Origin of the sequence: Synechococcus sp. R8-2 (assembly GCF_047461715.1) — a bacterium.
Lineage (GTDB): Bacteria > Cyanobacteriota > Cyanobacteriia > Thermostichales > Thermostichaceae > Thermostichus.
The window spans coordinates 1-1,425 of record NZ_JANSHQ010000739.1 but is presented as its reverse complement, the minus strand read 5'-3'; the positions used below and the strand labels follow the sequence as shown (position 1 = coordinate 1,425).

General features: G+C 60.3%; 3 protein-coding genes. 2 read left to right on the top strand and 1 reads right to left on the bottom strand.

Annotated elements, in window-relative coordinates:
• On the top strand, nucleotides 1-308 hold a 308-nt coding region (locus NW819_RS14370; protein ID WP_414414161.1), incomplete at its 5' end, for an AAA family ATPase.
• Between the two features lie 8 nt (nucleotides 309-316).
• On the opposite strand, the gene NW819_RS14365 is transcribed toward NW819_RS14370, so the two are convergent.
• Nucleotides 317-1,165 carry a class I SAM-dependent methyltransferase gene (locus NW819_RS14365; protein WP_011432568.1) on the bottom strand — a complete coding sequence of 283 codons (849 nt, stop codon included), beginning with the start codon at nucleotides 1,163-1,165 and terminating at the stop codon, nucleotides 317-319.
• 28 nt (nucleotides 1,166-1,193) lie between these two features.
• Here NW819_RS14365 and NW819_RS14360 point away from each other — a divergent pair, with 28 nt between their 5' ends.
• Nucleotides 1,194-1,409 (top strand): hypothetical protein, encoded by a 216-nt coding sequence (locus tag NW819_RS14360; protein WP_414414160.1) that lies wholly within the window; start codon nucleotides 1,194-1,196, stop codon nucleotides 1,407-1,409.
• Nucleotides 1,410-1,425: the final 16 nt, after the last annotated feature.

Below are 1,425 nucleotides of genomic sequence, written 5' to 3'. Positions count from 1 at the left end.
AGCAGCAGCGGGTGGCGATTGCCCGCGCCTTGGCCATGAATCCGGCGGTGATGCTCTTCGATGAGCCCACCTCGGCCTTGGATCCAGAGATGATCAAGGAGGTGCTGGACGTGATGCGGGAGTTGGCCCGCTCGGGGATGACCATGGTGTGTGTAACCCACGAGATGGGCTTTGCCCGCGAGGTGGCGGATCGGATTATCTTCTTCGACCGCGGCAAGATCGTGGAGGAAAACACCCCCCAAGAGTTTTTCAGCAATCCGAAAGAAGAGCGCTCCCGCCTGTTTTTATCCCAGATCCTTTCCCACTAGCGAGTCCTTCAGAAGGGGGTGAGGCGTGCCAGAAAAGCCCCCTCCGGCTCTTGATAGACAATCTGCCCCTGCCAGCCGTTGGCGTGGGCACACTGCAGCAGGGTTTCCGGATCTACAAATAGCCAGGGAAAGGGATCCCCCCGCTGGCCGTTGTACTCGGCTACAAAGTTCACTACCTTGGCTTTTGCCTCGCTCCCTTCCTGCCAATCTTCTGAGCCACCTGCTTCGAGGTGGGCAGGAGCGGCCAGCTTGCCAGAGGGATCTTCCAAGTTTTCTAAACGCCCTCCCTCTTCTGCCGGCAGATTCCGCAGATCTGCGAGGTCGCTGGCATCGCTCAAATCGGTGGAATCCAGGAGCAACTGGCCAGTGGGCTGAACCCAGTGGCGAGCCAGGCGCAAAAAACGCTCCAAGCCCGACAGGGATCCCGCCAAGCCGACGCCGTTCATCAGCAGGAGTAGGGTATCGAAGGGCTCTCCTGGCCCCGCCCAGTGGAAAAGATCGGCGGCAATGCGGCAGCGCACCCCCCGCTCTGCCATGATCTGCAACGCCACCGGGGAGCGGTCCAAGGCAGCCACGGCCAATCCTTCCTCCTGCAGCAGCAGGCTGTGGCGGCCCGTGCCGGCGCCGATGTCCAGCACCCGACCGCGGCATAGATCCAAAGCCATGGCCTCCACCTCCGGCAGCTCCTGGGTGAAGAACACCTCTGGGGAGACCACCTGGGGCTCTTCCGCCAACGGGATCCCCTCCAGGCCGTAGGCATGCAAGAGCAAGGATCCCTTGGCCTCTCCTCGGTGCCAGTCCCATAGGGCTTGCTCTAAGGGATCCTGAAGTGGGTAATTCTCGACAGCCTTTATCATGGAAGGGGAAAGCTAAACCATTGACTCGATGGCCATCGTCGCCTTTCTTTACGGTGCCGCTATCGTCCTTTTGCTGATTGCAGCAGTGGTTTGGGCAACATCTCGGCAGTTCAATGTGGAGACCGAGACGCAGATCGGCACCTCGCTAGAAGAGCCCTCCGAGACCTCATCCGTTCCCATTTCCATTGTGGAGCAGCTAGAGCGCCAATACCGCAACAGCCCTTCCTACCGTCCCGATCCGTGACATACTCCCGCACTCA

Excerpts from the sequence above, each read along its gene's own strand:
- NW819_RS14360 (WP_414414160.1), top strand. The coding sequence starts at position 1,194 with ATGGCCATCGTCGCCTTTCTTTACGGTGCCGCTATCGTCCTTTTGCTG.
- NW819_RS14365 (WP_011432568.1), bottom strand. The coding sequence starts at position 1,165 with ATGATAAAGGCTGTCGAGAATTACCCACTTCAGGATCCCTTAGAGCAA.